Annotated in this window: 13 protein-coding genes; 9 read left to right on the top strand and 4 right to left on the bottom strand. The window is 64.9% G+C overall.

Going from position 1 to position 14,841, the window contains the following annotated elements; all coding sequences use genetic code 11:
• The 3 genes from AC1DWU_RS12170 to AC1DWU_RS12180 are packed head-to-tail and all read right to left on the bottom strand — an operon-like array spanning nucleotide 1 to nucleotide 2,838.
• Complete coding sequence (locus AC1DWU_RS12170) at nucleotides 1–789, bottom strand: ABC transporter permease (RefSeq protein WP_477150245.1); 789 nt, start codon at nucleotides 787–789, stop codon at nucleotides 1–3.
• The gene (locus AC1DWU_RS12175; RefSeq protein WP_477150246.1) at nucleotides 786–1,724 is read right to left on the bottom strand and encodes an ABC transporter permease; all 939 of its coding nucleotides are present in this window, start codon (nucleotides 1,722–1,724) and stop codon (nucleotides 786–788) included. Before AC1DWU_RS12175 ends, AC1DWU_RS12170 begins: the two co-directional genes overlap by 4 nt.
• Before the next feature lies 1 nt (nucleotide 1,725).
• Nucleotides 1,726–2,838, bottom strand: coding sequence for an ABC transporter substrate-binding protein (locus tag AC1DWU_RS12180; RefSeq protein ID WP_477150247.1), 1,113 nt, complete (start codon nucleotides 2,836–2,838; stop codon nucleotides 1,726–1,728).
• A gap of 367 nt (nucleotides 2,839–3,205) precedes the next feature.
• Between AC1DWU_RS12180 and AC1DWU_RS12185 the strand changes: the two genes are divergently transcribed.
• The 6 genes from AC1DWU_RS12185 (at nucleotide 3,206) to AC1DWU_RS12210 (ending at nucleotide 10,172) form a co-directional block, all read left to right on the top strand.
• Nucleotides 3,206–4,459, top strand: a complete 1,254-nt coding sequence (locus AC1DWU_RS12185; RefSeq protein ID WP_477150248.1) for an imelysin family protein — start codon at nucleotides 3,206–3,208, stop codon at nucleotides 4,457–4,459.
• 98 nt (nucleotides 4,460–4,557) lie between these two features.
• A complete protein-coding gene (locus AC1DWU_RS12190) occupies nucleotides 4,558–6,066 on the top strand; it encodes a di-heme oxidoreductase family protein (protein WP_477150249.1) in 1,509 nt (502 codons plus the stop codon).
• Entirely contained in the window at nucleotides 6,066–7,139 is a 1,074-nt protein-coding gene (locus AC1DWU_RS12195) for an imelysin family protein (RefSeq protein ID WP_477150250.1), read from the top strand. The genes AC1DWU_RS12190 and AC1DWU_RS12195 overlap by 1 nt, the downstream gene beginning before the upstream one ends.
• A 2-nt stretch (nucleotides 7,140–7,141) precedes the next feature.
• Nucleotides 7,142–8,239 (top strand): DUF1513 domain-containing protein, encoded by a 1,098-nt coding sequence (locus AC1DWU_RS12200; protein ID WP_477150251.1) that lies wholly within the window; start codon nucleotides 7,142–7,144, stop codon nucleotides 8,237–8,239.
• 190 nt (nucleotides 8,240–8,429) lie between these two features.
• Nucleotides 8,430–9,323 (top strand): alpha/beta hydrolase, encoded by an 894-nt coding sequence (locus AC1DWU_RS12205; RefSeq protein ID WP_477150252.1) that lies wholly within the window; start codon nucleotides 8,430–8,432, stop codon nucleotides 9,321–9,323.
• Between the two features lie 60 nt (nucleotides 9,324–9,383).
• Nucleotides 9,384–10,172: a PP2C family serine/threonine-protein phosphatase gene (locus AC1DWU_RS12210; protein ID WP_477150253.1), complete on the top strand. Its 789-nt coding sequence runs from the start codon at nucleotides 9,384–9,386 to the stop codon at nucleotides 10,170–10,172.
• 2 nt (nucleotides 10,173–10,174) lie between these two features.
• Here AC1DWU_RS12210 and AC1DWU_RS12215 read toward each other — a convergent pair whose 3' ends face one another.
• The gene (locus AC1DWU_RS12215; protein WP_477150254.1) at nucleotides 10,175–11,194 is read right to left on the bottom strand and encodes a substrate-binding domain-containing protein; all 1,020 of its coding nucleotides are present in this window, start codon (nucleotides 11,192–11,194) and stop codon (nucleotides 10,175–10,177) included.
• Between the two features lie 474 nt (nucleotides 11,195–11,668).
• On the opposite strand from AC1DWU_RS12215, the gene AC1DWU_RS12220 reads away from it, so the two are divergent.
• From AC1DWU_RS12220 to AC1DWU_RS12230, 3 genes are all read left to right on the top strand, one after another.
• A complete protein-coding gene (locus tag AC1DWU_RS12220) occupies nucleotides 11,669–12,931 on the top strand; it encodes an ABC transporter substrate-binding protein (RefSeq protein ID WP_477150255.1) in 1,263 nt (420 codons plus the stop codon).
• Between the two features lie 174 nt (nucleotides 12,932–13,105).
• A complete protein-coding gene (locus tag AC1DWU_RS12225; protein ID WP_477150354.1) occupies nucleotides 13,106–13,999 on the top strand; it encodes a carbohydrate ABC transporter permease in 894 nt (297 codons plus the stop codon).
• Nucleotides 13,999–14,838 carry a carbohydrate ABC transporter permease gene (locus AC1DWU_RS12230; RefSeq protein WP_477150256.1) on the top strand — a complete coding sequence of 280 codons (840 nt, stop codon included), beginning with the start codon at nucleotides 13,999–14,001 and terminating at the stop codon, nucleotides 14,836–14,838. Before AC1DWU_RS12225 ends, AC1DWU_RS12230 begins: the two co-directional genes overlap by 1 nt.
• Nucleotides 14,839–14,841: the final 3 nt, after the last annotated feature.

Raw genomic sequence — 14,841 nt, forward strand, 5'->3', positions numbered from 1 at the left:
CTAGTCCCTACGAGCGGTTTTGGGGGCGAAGCGGGCGAGCAACTGGATCATGCCCATGGCGCCCCAGGTGATGACGAAGGAGATGATTGCCAGCGCAGCGGGCTCGAAGGCCCGGTTGGCGCCGACGTTCTGCATGTAGACGCCGAACACTTGCCGGTTGAGCAGGCTCGCGATCGTGAACTCGCCGATGACGATGGCGAGCGTCAGGAAGGCGCCCGACAGTACGGCGACGATGATGTTGGGAAAGATCACCCGGGCGATGATGGTCACCTGGTTGGCGCCCAGGATGTTGGCCGCTTCCGTGAGCGTTTGCACGTCGATGGTGCGCAGGCCCGTGTCGACCGCACGATACATGTAGGGCAGCGCCAGCGCGACATAGGCGAGGGTCAGCAGGATGTCGGTGCCGAGGTTCGTGCCGAGCAGCGGCAGGACCGACGACGTGTTGTACATCCGGATGTAGCCGAACACCAAAATGATGGCCGGGATGATCAGCGGCAGCAGTGTGACGAACTCGATGATCGGCCGCAAATGCGGGGCGCGCAGCCGCACGTAGTAGGCGGCGGGCACGACGATCAGGAGGCCGACGATGATGGCGCAGACGCCGACAATCAGCGAGTAGCTGAAGGCGGCCTGGAAGCGGCCATCGGAGAACACCGAGGTATAGGCATCGAAGGTGTAGCCAGTGCGGCGGATGCGCAGCGAGAACTCGAAGGTGGCGAGCAGCGGCACGAGGAAATAGGCCGCGCCGAGCCCGAAGATCACCCAGCTCCAGAGCTTGCTCGACTTCATTTGAGCCACCTCTCCGCGCGAGTGCGAATGACAAGATAGATGACGTTGGCGAAGGCGGTGATGACGATCATGCCGAGCGCCAGCGCGGCGCCGAGGCCGGGATTGTGCAGTACGTCGCCGCGGATTTGCGCATAGAGCAGGATCGGCACGATGTTGAGCGACGAGCCGGTCAGCGCGTAGGCGGTGGCGATGGCGCCAAAGGCGTTGGCAAACAGCAGCGACAGCGTGCCGAGCAGGTTCGGCCACAGCACCGGCAGCCCGATATAGCGCCAGAACTGGCCGTTAGTGGCGCCGAGCGTCGCGGCGGCCTCGCCCCATTCCTTCTTCAGCCCGTCGATCGCCGGCGCGATGATCAGGATCATCAGCGGGATCTGGAAATAGAGGTAGGTGATCGTGAGGCCCCAGAAACTCAGCACGTTGAAGCCCGACTTGTAGAGATCGAAGCCGACGAACTTCAGCAACACCGTGACCAGCCCGAGCCGGCCGAGAGTGGCGAGGAAGGCAAAGGCCAGCGGGATGCCGGCGAAGTTGGAGGCGACGCCGGAGAAGGTCATCACCGTGGCCCGGATCGCCGGCGGCAGGCGACCGCGGATGATGGCGAGCGCGATGACCAGCCCGATGCCGGCGCCAAGCAGCGCCGAGGCAGCCGAGACCCGGATCGAGATCCAGAACGAGGCGACGATTTGCGGCGTGCCGAGATCGATGACGTTCTGCAGGGTGAAATTGCCCGCCGGATCCTGGAAGGCGCCGACCACGAGGCCGAGCGTCGGGATCAACAGGAACAGCAGGGCGAACAGAATGAACGGCGCGATGGCGAGGATGTCGCCCGGGCGGAGACTGGTGATGAACCGGAACGGGTTTCCGCCGACGCGCACAACCGGCCCGGTCGAAACCGGGCCAGTCGCGGTGTCAGCTGCAGAGCTGACGTTGGCCATATTACTCTGCGACGTTCGCGCCGACGACGCTGTCCCAGTTAGCGGTGATTTCCGTCTTGGCGGCACCCTGCTCGTCGAGCGTGGGGAACACGGCCTTGGCATAGGCATCCGCCGGCGGGAGCTTGGCGAGCAGGTCGGCCGGGATCACGCCGCGGGCCGCCATGTCGTTGAAGCGGATCGGGTGGCAATAGCCCGCAAGCCAGCCGAGCTGGCCTTCGTCCGAATAGAGGTACTCCATCCAGAGCTTGGCCGCATTGGGATGCGGAGCGTAGGCCGAGATGGCCTGGATGTAGACACCGGCGACCACTGCGTCGCTGGGCACGATCACTTGCGCGGCGGGGTTGCCGGCAAAGCCATCCTTCCAGGCAAGCGCGTTGTAGTCCCAGGCGGCGACGATCGGGGTGGTACCCTGCGCCACCGAGGCGGCCTTACCGATCACAGGCACGAAGTTGCCGGCTTTGTTCAGGTCGGCAAAGAACGCGAGGCCGGCCTTGCCGGCATCGGCACCGGCGGCGGCGCCAGTTGCGAGGCCGGCGGCGTGCACGCCCGAGATCGCCTGGTTGGCAGCGCGCGGATCACCGGCGAGCGCGAAGGCGTTGGCATATTCCGGCTTCTTGAGGTCGGCCCAGCTGGTCGGCGGAGTGGCGACGAGGTCGGTGTTCACAAGGAACGACAGCACGCCGTAGTAGTCGCCGGTCCAGAAACCGTCGGCATCCTTGGCCGAGTCCGGGATCGAGTCCCAGGTCGAGACCTTGTAGGCCTGCACCAGGCCGTCGGCCTTCGAGGACGGGCCGAAGCTCAGGCCGACGTCGATCACGTCGGGAGCCTGCGGGCCGGTGTTGCCCTTGTTGGCCTTGATGGCCTCGATTTCGTCAGCCGAGCCCGCATCGGGGTTCAGTTCGTTGACGGTGATGCCGGGGTACTTGGCCTTGAAGGCCTCGATGACGGCACCGTAGCCGCACCAGTCGTGGGGCAGCGCGATAACGGTGAGCTGGCCCTCGGTCTTGGCGGCGTCGTAGAGGGCGGTGAGGTCGGTCTGCGCCGAGACGGAAAAGGTCGAAGCGGCGAGTGCCGCGACCGAGACCGATGCGACGAGCGCGTTCTTGAAGATCATTCTGCGTCTCCCTGGAATATTTGGCTTCTTGTCCTGACTCGGGAGGAGCCCCAAAAGCCGCGTTTCACCTATTTTGGCCGTGTGACAGGCGCGTGACACCGACGAGCGGCGTGCACAGGGCGCCGTATTGCCAGGGCTGCAAGAAAGTCCCGCAGCGCAGGCGATTCACCCGTCGGATTTCCCCCGAGGTCATTTGTGACAATTGTGACAGTGCCCGTTTTACTTGGACGAGTCGAGATGGACCGCTGAGGGCGATGGAGGGCTAGTTTAGAGCCGTTCCAGCCTTGGTCGATATTTCTTGAACCACGCAATCCACTTTGATAGGTCGCGCTCCAATGGACGCTAGGCGTCCCGCCGGAGAACCCCAATGAAGACGATCAGCACGCTCGCCATTTCGATCGGCATCGCGGCCATGGGCAGCGACCTCGTGTCGGCGGCCGAGCCCACCGCCGATGCCATCCTCAAGACCTATGCGGATATCGGGCTCGCCACCTACGAGGACGCGCTCGCCACCGCCAAGGCCCTGGATGCGGCGACCGACGCGCTGATCGCCAACCCGAGCGACGAAACGTTGACCGCAGCGCGCGAAGCCTGGAAGGCATCGCGCCCGTCGTATCAGCAGACCGAGGCGTTCCGCTTTGGCAACGCCATCGTCGACGAGTGGGAGGGCAAGGTGAATGCCTGGCCGCTCGATGAGGGCCTGATCGACTATGTCGATGCGTCGTACGGCACCGAGAGCGACGAGAACGGTCTCTACACCGCCAACATCATCGCGAACTCCAAGATCACTATCGACGGCACCGAAGTCGATGCGGCCGAGATCACTCCGGCATTCTTGCAGGATACGCTGCAGGAAGCCGGCGGCATCGAGAGCAATGTCGCGACCGGCTATCACGCTATCGAGTTCCTGCTGTGGGGCCAGGACCTGCACGGCACCGAGGCCGGCGCCGGCGAGCGGCCGTTCACCGACTATTCGACCGAGACCAATGCCAAGCGCCGCGGCCAGTATCTCGATTCAGCGACCGACCTGCTGGTCGCCGATCTCGAGGAAATGGTGGCCAACTGGCAGGAGGGTGGGGCGGCTCGCACCGCGCTTGCCGAGACCGGCGTGGCGACCATTCTCACCGGCATGGGCTCGCTGTCGTTCGGCGAATTGGCCGGCGAGCGCATGAAGCTCGGCCTGCTGCTGCACGATCCCGAGGAGGAGCATGACTGCTTCTCCGACAACACTTATGTCTCGCATCTCAACGACGCGATCGGCATCCAGAACGTCTACCTCGGCAAGTACACCCGGGTTGACGGTTCGGTGGTCGAAGGCCCGTCGATCTCGGAGCTGATCGCCGCCAAGGATGCGGCGCTCGATACCGAGATCAAGGCGCTGCTGGCTGACACGGTCGCCAAGATGGAAACGATGAAGACCCGCGGCGACACCGTCGAGAAGTACGACCAGATGATCGCCGAGGGGAACACTGAGGGCAACGCCGTGGTGCAGGCCGCGATCGACGGGCTGATCGCCCAGACACGCGGTGTCGAACGCGCCGTGGCGCTGCTGGAACTGGGCGACACCGTGACCATCGAGCAGTCGGACAGCCTCACCAATCCGGACGCTGTGTTCCAGTAAACGAGCGTTTTCCATAGTTTTCTCGGCGTCGCGGGTTGAAAGAATCCGTGGCGCCGCATTTCATCCGGTCTGTGGCCGGGAAGCCTAGGGTGCGAGACATGCACAAGCGCTTGACCGCGTTCCTGGTCATAACCCTTATCGCGGGTCTCGCCGTCGCCAGCGATGGCGGGACCCGTACCGATTTGACGCCCAAGGACCTGAAGCGGGTCCAGAGCGTCACGGCGCTGACCAGCGATTTTACCAAGCCTGAGAACTTCGAGCAGTTGCCCGGTGGGGCAGGCACGATCAAGAAGCGCGTCAACCAGGACATCTTCTCGTTCTCGTCGGCCAACCTCACCTTCGAGCAGGAGAGTGAGTTCAAGCTCGGCAACGCGTTGTTCCGCAAGCTCTGGGTCTCGTCACCATCCTCGACCGAGGCCTCGGACGGGCTGGGGCCGATCTTCAATGCGCGCGGCTGCCAGAACTGCCACCTGAAGGACGGGCGCGGACATACGCCGTCGGGCAATGGCGACGATGCCGTCTCGATGTTCCTCCGCCTGTCGGTCCCGCCGCATAGCGATGCGGACAAGCAGGCGCTGGCCGATGGCGCCAAGGTGATCGCCGAGCCGACCTATGGCGGCCAGCTGCAGGATTTCGCCGTTCAGGGCGTGAAGCCCGAGGGCAAGATGGCGATCAGCTATGCCGACGAGTCGGTGACACTCGGCGATGGCACGGTGGTGACGCTCAGGCGGCCGACTTACTCGGTGACCGATCTCGCCTACGGGCCGATGGCCGACGATGTGATGCTCAGCCCGCGCGTCTCGCCGCAGATGATCGGGTTGGGCCTGCTTGAGCAGGTTCCTGCCGAGGACATCCTGGCGAAGGTTGACCCGGACGACCGTGACGGGGATGGCATTTCGGGTCGGGCGAACATCGTGCTCGACTCGGTGAGCGGGCAGCGCAAGCTGGGTCGGTTCGGCTGGAAGGCCGGGGCGGCGAGCATTCGGGCCCAGTCGGCCGATGCATTTGCCGGCGATATCGGTATCGCGACGCCGCTGGTGATGAAGCCGCATGGCGATTGCACGGCCGCCGAAGCCGAGTGCCTCGCGGCGCCGACCGGCGAGCAGGCCCGGCTGGGCCCGTCCGAGGCGCCCGATCCGGTGCTTGATCTCGTGACGTTCTACTCGCAGAACCTCGGCGTGCCGCAGCGGCGCGATGTCGGGGAGCCGCAGGTGCTGCGCGGCAAGCAGGCGTTCTACGAGGCCAATTGCACCGCTTGCCACACGCCGAAATACGTGACCTCGCGGGACGCGCCAACCAAGGCGCACAAGTTCCAGTTGATATGGCCCTACACTGATCTGCTGTTGCACGATCTAGGCGAGGGGCTGGCGGACAACCGGCCGGAAGGCGATGCGGATGGCTACGAGTGGAAGACGCCGCCGCTGTGGGGAATCGGGCTGACCGAGACGGTGTCCGGGCACACCGAGTTCCTGCATGACGGGCGGGCGCGCAACCTGACCGAGGCCATTCTCTGGCATGGCGGTGAGGCGCAGAAATCGCGCGACGCGTTCGCAAACATGCCGAAATCGCAGCGCGATGATCTGCTGGCCTTCTTGGGGTCACTGTGATGCGCGTACTGCTTGCCCTCGTTCTGGCGCTGATTGCGATGCCGGCGATGGCTGAGGAGCAGAAGCTCACGGCGGAGCAAGTGGTGTCGCTAGCGATCACCGAGGCGATCCGGCCGGGTTTTGCGCAGTATGCCGAGGAGACGGCGGCGCTGACGATCAGTGTCGGCGGGCTCTGCCTGGCGCCTTCGGACACCGGGCTTGAGGCAGCACGGGCGCAGTTCAAATCGACGGTGGTGGCGTGGTCGCGGGTCGAGCTCTACCGGCTCGGGCCGCTGATGAGCGAGAACCGCTACGACAAGATCCTGTTCTGGCCCGACCGCAAGGGCATCGCGCTGAAGCAGGTGCAGGGGATCCTCGCCGAGCCCGATTGGGACGCAGCCGATCCAACCAAGCTCGCGATCAAGAGCGTGGCGGTGCAGGGGCTGGGAGCGCTGGAGTTCCTGCTGTTCGGCACCGGGGCAGAGCAACTGGAAACGCCGCAATGGGCCTTCCGCTGCCGCTACGCACTCGCCGCCGCGACGCTGCAGGCTGACATGGCGGCGCAGCTCTCGGCCGAGTGGAACGACCCCGAGGGCATTTCGAAGCGGCTGCTGGCGCCGTCCGAAAGCGATCCGGACTATCGCAGTTTTCGCGAGGTGGCCGAGGCGTTGACCGGGCTCCTCGCCCACGGCACCGAGGCGATCCGCGATCAGCGGCTGCTGCCGTTCCTTGGTCGCGATGGCGCGGCGCCGAAGCCGAAATCGGCGCTGTTCTGGCGCTCCGGCATGACGGTGCCGTCGATCAACGCCAATTTCGAAGGCCTCAGAGCCTTGCTCGAAAAGTCCCGTATCGCCGAGGCGACGACGCCAGACCAGCTCTGGGTCGGCAACAGCGCCAGCTTCGAGTTCGGCAATGCCGAACGGGCGGGCAAGGTAGTCACCCAGCCGGTCGAGCAGGCGCTGGCCGACCCTAAGCAGAAGAAGGCGCTGGATTACCTGGTGATCGTGACCCAGTCGCTCGACACCATCCTCGGCGAGAACCTCGCGGCGGCGCTTGGCCTGTCGGTCGGGTTCTCGTCGCTCGACGGAGACTGACGATGTGGCAGCGTCGGGCATTCCTCAAGGCAGCGGGGGCGGGGTTCGCCGCGTCGCTGCTGCCGCGACGGGCCGAGGCGCTGGAGCGGGCCGAGATGGTCTTCGCCTCCTCGATCCAGAAGCGTGAGGGCGGTTTTGCCGCGGCGCTGGTGAACGAGGCCGGCTCGGTGATCTCGACTGTCGAGCTGCCCGATCGCGGCCACGACATCACCTTCTCGCCGACCACGGGCCAGGGGGTGGTGTTCGCCCGCCAGCCAGGCACCTTTGCGGTGATCTTCGACCCCAAAGGCAGCACGCCGCCGCTGACGCTGACCAGCATCGAGGGCCGGCACTTCTTCGGCCACGGCGCGTTCTCGCCGGACGGCAAGCTCCTCTATGCGACCGAGAACGACTTCGACAACGCCCGCGGCGTGATCGGCATCTATGACGTTGCCGGCGGCTACAAGCGGATCGGCGAGTTCGACACCTATGGCACCGGCCCGCACGAGATGCTGCTGATGCCGGACGGCGAGACGTTCGTTGTCGCCAATGGTGGGATCGAGACGCATCCGGACTATGGGCGGACCGAGCTCAATATCGAGACGATGGACCCGTCCATCGCCTTCGTCGACCGGCGTTCGGGCGATTTGATCGGGCAGCTGCGGCTCGATGGCGGGCTGCACCAGCTGTCGATCCGGCACATGGCGTTCGACCACAAAGGCAGGGCCTGGTTCGGCTGCCAGTTCCGCGGTCCCTCGGCCGATCGCCCGCAACTGGTGGGCTATGCGACACGTGACGGCGAGATCCGGCTGATCGAGCTGCCTGATGCGACGCTGGGGGAACTGCGCAACTACATCGGCTCGGTCGCCGCCTCCGCCGATGGCGGGCTGATCGGCGTGTCGTCGCCGGAGGGGAGCACCATCCTCGCCATCGACCCGGACACCGCCACAGTCGTCGCCAGCCTCGGCCTCGAGAACGGCTGCGGCATCGCCCCGGACACGGTCGGATTTCTGGCCTCAAGCGGGGAAGGCGTGCTCGGCGGCTTTGCCGGTTCACCTGCGCCGCTGACGACGTTCGAGCTGAACTTCGACAATCATCTGAGGCTGCTGCGGGCGGTTTGACACCCGGCCTCTCGGCCATCTCTCACCCGCCAAGGGAGAGATGGGCATCGCGCGTGTGGCACGCTCATCCCCCACCTTTCGGCCAGTTGCCCGGAGCGACCGGCACCGGTAGGATGCAATTAGGAAAACGTTTTCCTGCATGCTTTCAAACATGGAATCCGCCGCATACCGGCGATCTGAGGGGATCAACTTGAAACTGAAATTTCTGGCTGCGCTTGGCGCGGCCGCGATGGTGTTTGCCGGCTCCGCAGCGTTCGGCGCTGGGATCGTGGAGTTTGGGCTCGAGGCGGAGAGCCCGACGCTGGGGCGGCCGATCCCGTATGCCGTCTACACGCCGTTTCCGGCGCCGGCCGAGGGTGAGCGCTGGCCGGTGGTGTATCTGCTGCACGGGATGACCGGGGCGGATGGCGACTGGTTCACCTGGGGGAACCTGGCACCGATCCTCGACCGGGCGATTGCCGATGGGCGGATTCCACCACTCGTAGTGGTGGCGCCGGGGGCGGGGGATAGCTGGTACGTGGACAACCCCGATCCGGGTGGCTTCGGGTTGATCGACACGGCGTTCGCGACTGACCTCGTGGCAGCCATCGACAAGAAGCTCCCGACGGCGAAGTGCCGTGAGGGGAGGGCGATCGGCGGCGTATCGATGGGCGGGGTTGGGGCAGTGCTGCAGGTGATCAACCACCCCGACACTTACGCGGCGGCGATGAGCTTTGCCGGAGCGCTGCACAAGCCGCTGGAGAAGAATGATCCGCGCAGCCGTTGGATCCCGGACCTCTATCGCAACGTCTTCGGCGCGCCGTTCGATCGCAACCGGTTCAACGCCGCCAACGCGTTCACACTGATGCCGCAGCTGCGGCGGGCGGAGAACAAGCCAGCGTTCTATTTCACCATCGGCGACGACGACTTCCCCGACCTTATCGCGGCAGCCGTGGAGTATCACAGCGGCCTCAGGCAGCTGAGCATCGACACGACGCTGCGGGTGGGGCCGGGGCGGCATTATTGGGACACCTGGCAGCAGCAGATCGTCCCGGCGCTGGAATGGCTGGTGCCGAAGCTCGATGCGACGTGTGGGCGAGGCTAGCGGCCGGTCGTTGACACCCCGGCGGGTCGACCCCATCGTCGTGCCCGAGCGGAGGGGGTGATGATGCAGGCCTATGTCTGGAGCGGCAGCGTCGATCCATGCCTCGATGGTCCGCGTATCCAAGCCGCCGGCCGGGTCACCGTCGGGCTCTACGGCGGCAACGCGGCCTTCGGGGCGAAGAAGAACGAAGACGCTGCGCTGGTCTGGGCCGGGGAGGACTGGGTCTTCGCCGTCCTCTGCGACGCGCATGCGAGCTCCGCCAGTGCCGACGCTGTGCTCGGGCTGTTTGCGGAAAGCAGGGCGGAGCTCGCTGCCCTGATGGGGCGGCCGGAACCCTCCCACATCATCGAGGTGCAGGCAGCCGTGTCGCGCCTGCTGCTGTCCGCGCGAGAACGCATGGCGAAGGTGCGCGGCGAGACGGCGTGCCTCGTCTGCTACCAGCACGGCAGCTATCTGTACTGGCTGTCGATCGGCGACAACGCGCTCTACCTGCTGCACCCCGATCTGCAGCGGCTGGGCCAGCATACGCTGACCGTCCGCAACTACTTCGAGTGGGTCGGCGAGCGCAGCAGCTTGGCGCTCGAAGTGCCGTGCTTTTCGAGCGGCGTTCGCGAACTGAGGCAGGGGTTGAGTACCATCGCGATGATCACCGACGGGCTGCTCGAGGTCGCGCACCGGCCTTATGAGGATGCGGCGGCCTTTAGCCAGGCGCTGTTGTCCGATGCAGGGCTGGGCGGTTCGGTGTCACGGATGCTGGACGACGTTCACGCCCTCGGTGGAACTGACAGCGCCACGGTGATCGCCTGGCAGGTCAACGATCCGCGCGCCGGCTTAATGCCGAGCGGCTAGCGCTACTTCGGCGCCGGCCCCGTCGACTCGCGCAGCACCAGTTCCACCGGCCACAGCTCATGGATCGACGCCACCGGCTTGCCGTCCTGCATCTGCAGCAGCAGTTCGGCGATGCGCGCGCCGGCGGCGCGGATCGAGGAACGGGTGGTCGACATCGAGGGGACCATGTTGTCGGCGTTGAGATAGGGGAAGACGTCGTCGTGGGCGATCATTGACACGTCCTTGCCGAGCTCGAGGCCGGCGAGGCGGATGGCGCGGAACACGCCGAGCGCGGTCATCATCGAGCCGGCGAGGAAGGCGGTGGGACGCGGGCGGCGCTCGAGGAAGGCCTGGGCGAGGCGGAAGCCGTTTTCGTCGGTGAAACGGCCGCCGCCGATCAGTTGCGGATCCGCGGTCAGCCCGCGCGCCTGGAGCGCGCTGCGGAAACCGCGGTCGCGGTGGATGGCGAAGGTTTGGTCCTCGGGTCCGTTGATCATGGCGATGTGGCGATGGCCGAGATCGAGCAGGTGGCTGGTGGCGCGGCGAAACGCGCCCTCGTTGTCGATGTCGAGCCAGGCGTGCGGGACGTTCACTTCGCAGCGGCCGTGCAGCAGGAAAGGCATGCCGAGCTCGGTGAGCGCGGCGATGCGCGGGTCATTCGGGGTCGGGGCCGAGAGCACCAGGGCGTCGACGCGCTTGCTGGCGGCAAGACGGCGGAACACCGGGACTTCATCATCAGCATCGATCGGGGTAACGACGATGTCGATCTCGTGCTGGGCCAGCCGTTCGCTGATGCCGGAGAGGAATTCGGACGTATGCGGGCCGAAATGCATCGAGCGCTGCAGCGGCAGGGTGACGCCGATGGCGCCGGCACGCCCGGTAGCGAGACGGCGGGCACTGACATTGGGGCGATAGCCCAAGCGGTGGGCGGCCTCGCTGACGCGCTGGCGGGTCGCCTCATTGACCTCCGGAAAGCCGTTCAAAGCACGGCTGACCGTCGTCTGCGACAGCCCCAGCTCTGCGGCCAAGTCTTTGAGTTTCATCACCAAATGCGTACTCGCCCAACTGCGGCACGCGGCGGTTTCCGCTCGCGAACCAAGCCCCGGACCGGAGCCCAATGCCGGACGTCCTCCTCCACAAGTGCGCCATTCAAAGCGATTTGAATCGCAAACGCAAGTGGCGCGTTCATACTAACATTTCTGAGGTTCGTACCTCAGGCCAGACGGCGCTAGTTTTCGAGCGTTAACAGATGTGCCAATGCAACATGCTGTTATCAAAGGATAATTTGCGCCGGCAATGCCGATGTTAAGGAATGGCGGCTGAATCCCGCTTGACAGGATTTCGTCCATTTGGGTAGGTTTCATTCAAAGCGCTTTGGAAGACTTTAGCGGGGCGAACTGCTCGCTTTCCGGAGTGTTTTTGTGGGAGGAACTAGTGCCGATCAACGCCGCCTCGGCGTCGATCGCCTTTGGCTGCCTCCCGGTCATGTTTGTCCTTTGGGAGGAAGAATAATGAGAATGAAGTCCCTGATCGCGGCCCTGCTTGCCAGCGCCACGCTCGGCGTCGTGGCTGCCCAGGCCGCCGATCTCTCGATCGTTTCGGGCGATACCGGCAATGGCCTCGAGTTCCTGCGCTCGCAGCTCGACCGCTTCGAAGCCGAGACCGGCAACAAGGTGACCGTGGTCCCGATGCCGTCCTCGACCACCGACCAGTTCGGCCAGTACAAGCTGTGGCTCGCGGCCGGCAACTCCGATATCGACGTCTACCAGACCGACGTGATCTGGGCTCCGCAGCTGGCGGACCAGTTCCTCGACCTGACCGATGCCGCCAAGGACGTGGTGGCGAACCACTTCCCCTCGATCATCGAGTCGCAGACCGTGAACGGCAAGCTCGTCGCTTTGCCCGCTTTCACCGACGCCCCGGCGCTCTACTACCGCAAGGACCTGCTCGAGAAGTACGGCAAGACGCCGCCCAAGACCTGGGCCGAGCTGACTGCCACCGCACAGGAAATCCAGGACAAGGAGCGCGCTGCCGGCAATCCGGACATGCAGGGCTTCGTGTTCCAGGGCAACGCCTACGAAGGCCTGACCTGTAACGCCCTCGAGTGGGTGATGTCGAACGGCGGCGGCCAGATCGTCGAGCCCGATGGCACCATCTCGATCAACAACGAAAAGGCCGCTGCGGCCATCGACATGGTCAAGGGCTGGGTCGGCACGATCTCTCCGGCCGGCGTCCTCGCCTACCAGGAAGAAGAAAGCCGCGGCGTGTGGCAGCTCGGCAATGCCGTGTTCATGCGCAACTGGCCGTATGCCTACCAGCTCGGCAATGGCGACGACTCCGCCGTGAAGGGCAAGTTCGACGTGGTGCCGCTGCCGATGGGCGAGGGCGAGGGTGCTCGCTCGGCCGCAACCCTCGGTGGTTGGAACGTCGCTGTGTCGAAGTACTCCAAGGCCCCGGAAGAGGCGATCAAGCTCGCCCTGTTCCTGTCGTCGACCGAAGTGCAGAAGGAACGCGCGATCAAGCAGTCCAACCTGCCCACGATCGTCTCGCTCTATGACGACGCCGATGTTGCGGCTGCCCAGCCGATCATCCCGAACTGGAAGGAAGTGTTCCAGAATGCCGTGCCGCGTCCGTCGGCTCCGACCAAGGTGAAGTACAACGAGGTCTCCTCGCTGTTCTGGTCGGCCGTGCATGATACGCTGTCGGGCAACGGCACCGGTGCCGAGAACCTCGAGCTCCTGGAAGCTAAGCTGACCGAGCTCAAGGGCGACGCCTGGTAAGGCTTTCGTTCTGACGATTGGCGCGGACGATCCGTTTCGGGTTGCCCGCGCCGTCTCCTCCTCTTCTGCAGCAGGAAGACCGCCCCCATGACCGTCGAAGCCACAGCCGGACCGGTTGTCCGGACCCAGCCCAAGATTCAGTCCGAACTGCTCAAGTCCCGCGTCGGCGCGGCGATGTGGTTCCTGCTCCCGATGCTCGCGGCGCTCGCCGTGGTGGCTGGGTGGCCGCTGCTCCGGACGATCTATTTCTCGCTGACCAATGCCTCGCTGACCAACCTCTATGAGGCGCAGTTCGTAGGCTTCAAGAATTACCTGAGCTGGACCACCCTGAAGAGCGGCCGCACCGTGTTCTCCGGCCTCCTGGTCGATCCCGCCTGGTGGAACGCGGTGGGCAATACGCTGCGCTTCGCGGTGGTGTCGGTCACACTCGAGACGGTGCTCGGCATGGTCGTGGCGCTGGTGCTCAACGCGGAATTCAAGGGCCGCGGCATCGTTCGCGCCGCCATCCTGATCCCGTGGGCGATCCCGACGATCGTTTCGGCCAAGATGTGGTCGTGGATGCTCAACGACCAGTTCGGCATCATCAACGACCTGTTCATGAAGCTGGGGCTGATCAGCCACAAGATCGCCTGGACCGCCTCCGCGGATACGGCGATGACCGCGGTGCTGATCGTCGATATCTGGAAGACCACGCCGTTCATGGCGCTGTTGATCCTCGCCGGCCTGCAGATGATCCCCAAGGATATCTACGAGGCGGCCGAGATCGATGGCGTGCACCCGGTGAAGGTATTCTTCAAGGTGACGCTGCCGCTGGTACGGCCGGCGCTGATGGTGGCGGTGATCTTCCGCCTGCTCGACGCCATGCGCATCTTCGACCTGATCTACGTGCTGACGCCCAACAGCGCGGCCACCAAGACCATGTCGGTGATCTCGCGCGAGAACCTCTTCGACTTCGACAAGTTCGCTTACGGCTCGGCGCAATCCACCTTCCTGTTCCTGCTGATTGCGGTGATGACCGCGCTCTATATCTGGCTGGGCAAGGTACGGTTCGACGGGGGAGACCGCTGATGACCCTTGACCTTTGGGCAATTGCCAAGCGGACGGCGTTCTACGCGCTCGTCATCTTCATCGTCGTGGTGTCGATCTTCCCGTTCTATTACGCGATCCTCACCAGCTTCAAATCCGGCACCGACCTGTTCCGGGTCAGCTATTGGCCGACCTCGTTCTCGATCGAGAACTATCTCTCGGTGCTGACCACCGGCAGCTTCCCGCGGAACCTCCTGAACTCGATCTTCGTCGCCTCGGTGACGGTGCTGGCGGCGCTGTTCCTCGCCATCACCGCGTCGTTCGCGCTGAGCCGCGTGCGGTTCCGGGGCAGGGGGCTGCTGCTGATGACCATCCTCGCGGTCTCGATGTTCCCGCAGATCGCGGTGCTCGCCGGCCTGTTCGAGGTGATCCGCTTCCTGGGCATCTACAACACGCCGTGGGCGCTGATCTTCAGCTACACGATCTTCACGCTGCCGTTCACCGTGTGGGTGCTTACAACCTTCATGCGTGACCTGCCGATCGAGATCGAAGAGGCGGCAATCGTCGACGGGGCGACCCCGTGGATCATCATCTGGCGCGTGTTCCTGCCGCTGCTGTGGCCGGCGCTCGTGACGACGGGCCTCCTGGCCTTCATCGCGGCCTGGAACGAGTTCCTGTTCGCCCTGACCTTCACCTCGTCGAACAACACCCGCACCGTGCCGGTAGCCATCGCGCTGCTGTCGGGCGGCAGCCAGTACGAAATTCCGTGGGGCAACATCATGGCGGCATCGGTGATCGTCACCGTCCCACTGGTCGTCCTCGTCCTCATCTTCCAGCGCAAGATCATTTCCGGCCTGACCGCCGGCGGCGTAAAGGGCTAAATT

It is taken from the genome of Devosia sp. P2_G7 (assembly GCF_056403495.1).

What these genes read in the sequence shown, in the direction of transcription:
- AC1DWU_RS12170 (WP_477150245.1), bottom strand. Translation starts at nt 789, where the DNA reads ATGAAGTCGAGCAAGCTCTGGAGCTGGGTGATCTTCGGGCTCGGCGCG.
- AC1DWU_RS12175 (WP_477150246.1), bottom strand. Translation starts at nt 1,724, where the DNA reads ATGGCCAACGTCAGCTCTGCAGCTGACACCGCGACTGGCCCGGTTTCG.
- AC1DWU_RS12180 (WP_477150247.1), bottom strand. Translation starts at nt 2,838, where the DNA reads ATGATCTTCAAGAACGCGCTCGTCGCATCGGTCTCGGTCGCGGCACTC.
- AC1DWU_RS12185 (WP_477150248.1), top strand. Translation starts at nt 3,206, where the DNA reads ATGAAGACGATCAGCACGCTCGCCATTTCGATCGGCATCGCGGCCATG.
- AC1DWU_RS12190 (WP_477150249.1), top strand. Translation starts at nt 4,558, where the DNA reads ATGCACAAGCGCTTGACCGCGTTCCTGGTCATAACCCTTATCGCGGGT.
- AC1DWU_RS12195 (WP_477150250.1), top strand. Translation starts at nt 6,066, where the DNA reads ATGCGCGTACTGCTTGCCCTCGTTCTGGCGCTGATTGCGATGCCGGCG.
- AC1DWU_RS12200 (WP_477150251.1), top strand. Translation starts at nt 7,142, where the DNA reads ATGTGGCAGCGTCGGGCATTCCTCAAGGCAGCGGGGGCGGGGTTCGCC.
- AC1DWU_RS12210 (WP_477150253.1), top strand. Translation starts at nt 9,384, where the DNA reads ATGATGCAGGCCTATGTCTGGAGCGGCAGCGTCGATCCATGCCTCGAT.
- AC1DWU_RS12215 (WP_477150254.1), bottom strand. Translation starts at nt 11,194, where the DNA reads ATGAAACTCAAAGACTTGGCCGCAGAGCTGGGGCTGTCGCAGACGACG.
- AC1DWU_RS12220 (WP_477150255.1), top strand. Translation starts at nt 11,669, where the DNA reads ATGAAGTCCCTGATCGCGGCCCTGCTTGCCAGCGCCACGCTCGGCGTC.
- AC1DWU_RS12225 (WP_477150354.1), top strand. Translation starts at nt 13,106, where the DNA reads ATGTGGTTCCTGCTCCCGATGCTCGCGGCGCTCGCCGTGGTGGCTGGG.
- AC1DWU_RS12230 (WP_477150256.1), top strand. Translation starts at nt 13,999, where the DNA reads ATGACCCTTGACCTTTGGGCAATTGCCAAGCGGACGGCGTTCTACGCG.